General features: G+C 42.4%; 8 protein-coding genes and 1 pseudogene. 6 read left to right on the top strand and 3 right to left on the bottom strand.

Going from position 1 to position 6,607, the window contains the following annotated elements:
- From BZG77_RS13985 to BZG77_RS13975, 3 genes and pseudogenes are all read right to left on the bottom strand, one after another.
- Window positions 1-327 (bottom strand): annotated as a pseudogene (locus BZG77_RS13985) (IS21 family transposase); the annotation flags it as partial.
- 130 nt (window positions 328-457) lie between these two features.
- Window positions 458-658, bottom strand: a complete 201-nt coding sequence (locus BZG77_RS13980; protein ID WP_077647680.1) for a type I phosphomannose isomerase catalytic subunit — start codon at window positions 656-658, stop codon at window positions 458-460.
- 113 nt (window positions 659-771) lie between these two features.
- Entirely contained in the window at window positions 772-1,869 is a 1,098-nt protein-coding gene (locus tag BZG77_RS13975; protein WP_241844164.1) for a hypothetical protein, read from the bottom strand.
- A gap of 123 nt (window positions 1,870-1,992) precedes the next feature.
- Here BZG77_RS13975 and BZG77_RS13970 point away from each other — a divergent pair, with 123 nt between their 5' ends.
- The 6 genes from BZG77_RS13970 to BZG77_RS14980 form a co-directional block, all read left to right on the top strand.
- Entirely contained in the window at window positions 1,993-2,223 is a 231-nt protein-coding gene (locus tag BZG77_RS13970; protein ID WP_077647679.1) for a hypothetical protein, read from the top strand.
- A gap of 3 nt (window positions 2,224-2,226) precedes the next feature.
- Window positions 2,227-2,934 (top strand): N-acetylmannosamine-6-phosphate 2-epimerase, encoded by a 708-nt coding sequence (locus BZG77_RS13965; RefSeq protein ID WP_077647678.1) that lies wholly within the window; start codon window positions 2,227-2,229, stop codon window positions 2,932-2,934.
- 12 nt (window positions 2,935-2,946) lie between these two features.
- Window positions 2,947-3,882, top strand: a complete 936-nt coding sequence (locus BZG77_RS13960) for an ROK family protein (protein ID WP_077647677.1) — start codon at window positions 2,947-2,949, stop codon at window positions 3,880-3,882.
- 55 nt (window positions 3,883-3,937) lie between these two features.
- Window positions 3,938-5,440, top strand: coding sequence for a DUF4127 family protein (locus BZG77_RS13955; RefSeq protein WP_077647676.1), 1,503 nt, complete (start codon window positions 3,938-3,940; stop codon window positions 5,438-5,440).
- A gap of 9 nt (window positions 5,441-5,449) precedes the next feature.
- Window positions 5,450-6,223, top strand: a complete 774-nt coding sequence (locus BZG77_RS13950; RefSeq protein ID WP_077647675.1) for a MurR/RpiR family transcriptional regulator — start codon at window positions 5,450-5,452, stop codon at window positions 6,221-6,223.
- A 133-nt stretch (window positions 6,224-6,356) separates the two neighbouring features.
- A partial coding sequence (locus BZG77_RS14980; RefSeq protein ID WP_206744355.1) for a hypothetical protein occupies window positions 6,357-6,607 on the top strand: 251 nt, incomplete at its 3' end.

The raw sequence follows: 6,607 nt of genomic DNA, 5'->3' as shown, positions 1-6,607 counted from the left end.
AAACACAACGTCTTTAGCAGGCCCGTGTAAAGAGCGCCATTTACGGATCCGGCGCTCAAGTGTTCGGCGCGATCCCGGGCTGAACTTATCGGTGTGATATTCGCAAAGGTAATCAAAAACGCCTACGGGCGTGATGTCTTTATCCAGTTCAAGTATGGGAACAACAATGCTTTCCCATATTGGCGCCAGTGGATCTTTGCGTGTGCGCCACTGGCGCTTACCGTCGTTTGTTTGTTGATTGGCTTTATCAAGACGCCGGGCTGACCGCTCTGAAATACCTGCTTTAGCAGCAGCAACAGCTTGGCTTTTTTGTTTTCTGTGAGTCATATAGATCGTGACCTGTTGATCCGTGATTCGTGTTCCCTGCACAGTGAACTCCCTCCGTTCTGCTGTACCGAACCTTATCAGATCAACCGGCCAAGATAATTGTCGCTAGACCGGCCACCGTAATTGTCGCTCAACACCCATTATTGCCAATATATTCGCTAAGCGGTATATCCAAATTTGTGAGTTTGGAGCATGCGTTAGGGTGCGCTCCCATCCAAATTTCTGCTTGAGGGAGGTTTTTACTGTTTTCTAACCCAAATAGCTCATTTAGTGAGGTTTTGCTGCCCCACGCATAGTTTAGAATAGTGTTGGTTAACTTATATATAGGCATGTGAAATCAACTTAAAATGGGATGGTTATTTCATTACGATGTGAATTGTTTTTGATGTGCGAAAGCGACCAGAGCCAAAAGAATTGGCTCTGGTAAGTTTTGAATTTGAATGATTAACCTAGTGGGATATTTACCTTGAAGGAAGCAATCGTTTCTAAACGGTTGTATTCTCCACCAATCCATGGGCGTGCGTTGTAGTGGTAGTCCCAAAGATCTTGGCCTACATATGCTTTAATGGTGATTTTGTTCTCAAGCGTTTTTTCATATCCGGCTTGAATACGCGTATAGAACTCAACAAACTCGTCTTTACCCGTTAATGCTTCATCTTTCATACCTAGATAAAACTCGAGTTTATTTTTCCATTGAACAAAGAAGCCGTCATTGCGGTAGAAGTCGTAATGCAGGTAGCTCTCAGAGCCATAGTGATATTGAACTCCCTCGCCTGCTAACGTATCTAAGTAGTTACGAAAACTAAGGAAGGTGCTCAGCTTTTCGGTCCATTGAGATGACAGGAAGAAGCTCGCTATTTGTTGTCGATTACCGTGATAATGGCCACCACTGTGGAACTTACTCACTTCGCCAAAAGTGATAAATTCGGAAAGGATAGGGCGGAAAGTGAGGTGGTGTTGACCGCTATCCCAAGGAGTTAAACCGTTTGAAAAGCTAGTATTCATGTCAAGTAGCGGGTAGAAATCTTGGCTGCTCCAATTTAGGTGATTTCCAGAATAGTTCCAGTCTCCTTCCCAACCAAATCCGAAATGTAAATCCCAATTCTTACCCAGCCAGTTGGTTTTCCCTACTTTTGTATACAAAAGTGCCTCGTGATCCCACGCGAAGCCGGTGCGCTGTATATCACCATTTTCAGCATCACTGTAGTAGTCAATTTTGCGTAAATCCATCCACAATGATGTGTCTTCAGTAAACTGAACGGACCCATGTAGCAACTTCCAGTTAATTTCTACATCGTTATACTTTTTTCCATTTTGGTTCATGCGGAAATGACGAAGTTCAGTTTCATTTGCTAGCCAACCAACACTGCTTGACGCAACTTCGTCTTTCGCTTCGTCTTTCGCTTCGTCTTTCGCTTCGGCTTCTCGTTGCAAAAATTCTGATTCGTTATCAATCGGCAATTCATCAGTTGCGGTGTTTGCGAACGCACAGCTTGTCGCAAAAACAGAGAGTAAGGATAAGGTTAATGCTCTAATTTTCATATTTTTCACAGTGATAACTTAGTGGATTGTTGGACTTATGCCAGCAATGATGCGATGGATTTAGAACATAAACGTATGTAAGGGAGTATTTAAGTCTCAATTGAGAGCTGGAAAAGCAAAGTGATGACCGAAGCTGTCGTTTGTGTGATATTGATCCGTATTCTGGTGGTTGAAAATCTCAAAACGACGTTAAAACCCGGTGCTAAGGGATTTGTTGTGATCTCGATAATCTTGGTTCTGGCTAATTGGAGTATAAGTGTGATCATCGTCACCTTGATGACGTTTGTGTGTCATTTGGTGGTATTTTGGCTTAATCGTGGCTTAATCTTATCGACAAAAATTACTTTGGAGTAAAACATGTCTAAATCGACAGTCCCAGAACTGCTAAAAATTTTTGAAGGTCAATTGATTACGTCGGTTCAAGCTTTACCTGATGAGCCGCTTTACGGCTCAGAAACTATAGTCAAAATGGCTGATGCGGCCTTGATGGGGGGGGCTGTAGCACTCAGAGTCCAATCGAGTAGTGATATATCCTCGGTTAAAGCTGAGTTTCCGAACGTTCCATTGATAGGTCTTATAAAACGAGATTATCCGGACTCGGAAGTTTTTATCACAGCGACACTTCGCGAAATAGATGAAGTCATCGATGCTGGCGCAGACATTGTTGCTCTGGACATGACTGCTCGACCTCGTCCTAACGCTGAGCTATTGCCTGATTTAGTCCAGCACGCAATCAACAAAGGTGCGCTCGTGATGGCAGATGTGTCCAATTATGAAGAAGGAATTACAGCAGAAAAAATGGGTGCTCATTGTATATCAACCACACTATCTGGATATACAGATGAGACTAAACATTTATGTGATAAGCCCGATTTTGAACTAGTCAAAAAATTAAGTCGTGACTGCTCTGTACCAGTTATTGCTGAAGGCCGAATTTGGACACCTGAAGAAGCTGTTGAGGCGATCAATAGTGGCGCGTTTTCAGTTGTCGTGGGGTCTGCTATTACACGACCACAATTAATTGCAAAGCGTTTCTCAGATGCTGTTAAAGCGACGAGCAAATAATTAGAGGTAACTATGTCTGGTGTAGCGTTAGGTTTAGATTTAGGCGGTACAAAGATCCGCGCAGGTTTAATAAAAAGATCGGGAGAGTTGGTTGTAGCGAATACCTATCCAACCAACACTCGCGCAGGACGAGAAGGGATCCTAGAAAGTATAAAAGATGCCATTATCCCGCTGCTGACTCGTGCACGTCGAGAGAAGTTTTTGCTTGAAGGTATCGGTATCTCAGCCGCGGGTGTCATCAATGTTCGCTCGGGAAATGTAGTTGATGCAACGGATAGTTTGCCTAATTGGAAAGGAACACGACTAGGCTATTTACTAGAAGAAGAGTTTGGTCTTCATATCAGTACCGACAACGATGTGAATTGCGCATTGATGGGGGAGCTATGGAAAGGAAATGCCCAAGATTTTGAAGACATCGTAATGTTGACTCTTGGTACTGGTCTTGGCGGAGCGTTGACAGTCGGTGGTAATTTAGTTCACGGAAATGGCTTTGTTTCAGGTCACTGGGGACGTATGGAGATCCCTCATCCTTACCGACCACAACACTGGGTTCCGCTTGAATCGTTGCTGTCAGGAACCGGATTAAAAGAAGCACTAATGTTCCAATTGCCGAAAGAAAAGCAACATCTCTATCCTGATGGTTTATCGATCATTAACGCTTATGCAGACAGAGACCCAAATGTGATTGCTGCGGTTGAAGATTTCTTCAAATTATTAGCGAAAACCATTGCCAATATCCGCTGGACCGTTGATCCGCAGTTGGTACTGATCGGTGGGGGCATGATCAACTCTAAAGATATTTGGTGGAGTTTGCTCAAAGACTACCTCACAAAAGAGAATGTATTTGCCGCAGTGCGTCCAGCCACACTAGGCAATGATGCGGGTATGTTCGGTGCGGCCAAGATAGTTTTCGACCATTTTGATGAGCTGAAAAWTACAGAGTTTTAAGTCCTAGCTGAAGTAGAAATATACCTTTGAAACGATTATGAAATTGGACCCTATAATGAAGACACTCTTTATTCCGTTAGATGAAAGACCATGTAATTTAAAGTATCCGCAATACATGGCGCGCACATCTCGGTTGCAACTTTCTGTTCCACCGATGGATATGCTTAGCCGTAAGAAAGTTGCGGCTGATCGTGACGCCTTATGGGGGTTTATCTACGCAAACATCTCAACTGTTGACTCGGTAATTTTATCTGTTGATATGTTGGCATACGGTGGCTTGATTCCATCACGTATCCACTCTCTTGACAGTGAAGATATAGGAACATTTGTCGAGAAAATGCGCGGCCTTAAGGCAATCAATCCAGACGTAAAAGTCTACGCTTACCCATGCATTATGCGTTGCCCAAGTTACAGCAGCAGCGATGAAGAGCCTGATTATTACGATCAATATGGCGCAGAGATTTTTAAGCGCAAGTACCTTCAAGACAAGCTTTCACGTGAAGGTCTGTCAAAAGAAGAGCAAGTAACGTATGCATCGCTAGAGAATGCTGTTCCTGCGGATATATTGAAAGATTACGAGTCTCGCCGCGAGTTCAATTTAACGGTTAATAAAGAGGTCGTTAAGTTACGAAGCGAAGAGATTATCGATTTTATGGTTATCCCACAAGATGATTCGAGCCCTTATGGTTACACTGCGCTAGACCAGAAAACAGTGATTGAAATGATTGATGAGCTTGGCTTGTCATTCGATATCGACATTTATCCTGGTGCTGATGAAGTAGGGGTGACGCTACTGGCACGTGCTTATAACGACTTTAGTGGACAGAAACCTAAGGTTTACCCCGTTTATTCATCCACACTGGGCCCACAAATCATTCCGTTGTACGAAGATCGCCCAATGCATGAGTCAGTCAAAGCTCATATCAGAGCTGCTGGTGGCGAAATGTGTGACACGAGCGAAGAAGCTGACTACATTTTAGCGATCAACTCACCGGGTAAAATCATGCAAGAGGCTGCTCAGCAGGCAAATCGTGATATTACTTATAGCTCGTTCAGGCACTTACAGCATTTTGTCAGTAAAATTAAAGCTTACTTAGAAGTGGGTAAGAAAGTTGTTATTGCGGATAGTGCTTATGCTAATGGTGGTGAACTACAGCTGGTTAAGTATTTAGATCAACTTAACATCTTAGGTAAAATTCACTCTTATAAAGGATGGAATACCAACTGCAATACGCTAGGTACTACGCTTGGTGCTGGTTTTTTAGCGGACGGGTGCACACAAGAGCGCACAACAAACATTGTTTACCACATTATGGAAGATGTTTGTTATCAATCTGTGGTACGTAGCGAATTGATCGAGCAATACTTTGCTGATGCCGCTTATGGTCACTACAACTATTCCCCAGAAGCGGAGTTGGAAGCCATGCGGTTTGCCAAACAGCGTATCCTGACTGAATATCAGAAGCTGACTGCCAATTCGCTGCCACAAGATATTGACTTTGTTGCTTCTGCACCTTGGCAACGAACGTTTGAAATCGACTTAGATTTGATGCGTTAGGCAACCACTATGGGTGTAGATCTGCAGCTAAAATTATCAAGCATGAAGCCCAACTTAAGCGTTGGGCACAGCAAATTGTGCGATTATGTGATTGACAACTTTAATCACATTCCAAGTTACTCGGGCTCCCAGCTTGCTCAGTCTGCTGGAGTTAGCCTCTCTACGTTGCACCGCTTTATTAGGCTACTTGATTTTGAAAACTTCACGGCTTTTAAGTTTGCGATGAAGTCCGATATCAATAACATCGAGACCCAAAAACATAGTGGCGTGGAAAATCCCTCAGATCGTGTTTTTAATAAAGTTTTACGGTCTGCAAAGTTAGCACATCAGTCTTTAGATATGAAACTCTTAAGTGAAGTGGCAAAATATATTTCTTTATCCGAAAGAATATATTTACTTGATTTTGGTGAAGAGAGATTATTTTTGGACTATTTAGAAAACACGTTGAGATGTGCAAATAAAAGTGTACTAGTGATCCCTCAGATTAGCCTTGATATTAATCAGCTTGATCACAAGGATCTCATTATTTCTATCGAACAAACAGGTGATGAAGAAGCCGTCGTTTCGTTGTTGACGAGGAGTTATTCGACTAACGCGATGCTTGTGAGGTTTTCAAATACGGTCAATACACAGATTCAGAAGCTTTCCGATATCGATATCAATATAGCTGCCATAGCTGATGGGAATGGTGATGAATATCGCTCAGAACGATACCTTGGCCTGATGATGGCCATTGATGTTGTATCTGATTTGGTCCGTGATGCCCAAGCTAGTGTGATCTAGGTTGGTGTTTTTACGACAACGTGACAAATAACGTGATCTCAATCTCTTTGGTGACAAAAATCATCGCACGAGTCTGCTTGAGATCATTCTTCCGCTAAAATTGGCGAAGTTAAATAGTGTTGGAATTATTTTTATGCAATCCATATTCAAAATAATAGAAGAACCTTTGATGAAGCTTTCTCAGGTTTTGACTAGTAATAAAGCATTGATGTCAATAAAAGATGCTTTCATTATCGGTATCCCTTTTACAGTTATTGGCTCATTTTCTGGTCTAATTAAAAGTCAGGTTGAATACTTTTCTTCAGACGATCCTAGCTTTATCATTAAATTGTTAATTGATGTTCTTTCATATATTAATATGACGACACTTGGCATGATCGGTAT

Source organism: Salinivibrio sp. IB643 (genome assembly GCF_001996105.1).
Lineage (GTDB): Bacteria > Pseudomonadota > Gammaproteobacteria > Enterobacterales > Vibrionaceae > Salinivibrio > Salinivibrio costicola.
The sequence above is the reverse complement of the archived record's forward strand: the minus strand, read 5'-3'. Positions and strand labels throughout refer to the sequence as shown.

Excerpts from the sequence above, each read along its gene's own strand:
- BZG77_RS13980 (WP_077647680.1), bottom strand. The coding sequence starts at position 658 with ATGCCTATATATAAGTTAACCAACACTATTCTAAACTATGCGTGGGGC.
- BZG77_RS13975 (WP_241844164.1), bottom strand. The coding sequence starts at position 1,869 with ATGAAAATTAGAGCATTAACCTTATCCTTACTCTCTGTTTTTGCGACA.
- BZG77_RS13970 (WP_077647679.1), top strand. The coding sequence starts at position 1,993 with ATGACCGAAGCTGTCGTTTGTGTGATATTGATCCGTATTCTGGTGGTT.
- BZG77_RS13965 (WP_077647678.1), top strand. The coding sequence starts at position 2,227 with ATGTCTAAATCGACAGTCCCAGAACTGCTAAAAATTTTTGAAGGTCAA.
- BZG77_RS13955 (WP_077647676.1), top strand. The coding sequence starts at position 3,938 with ATGAAGACACTCTTTATTCCGTTAGATGAAAGACCATGTAATTTAAAG.
- BZG77_RS13950 (WP_077647675.1), top strand. The coding sequence starts at position 5,450 with ATGGGTGTAGATCTGCAGCTAAAATTATCAAGCATGAAGCCCAACTTA.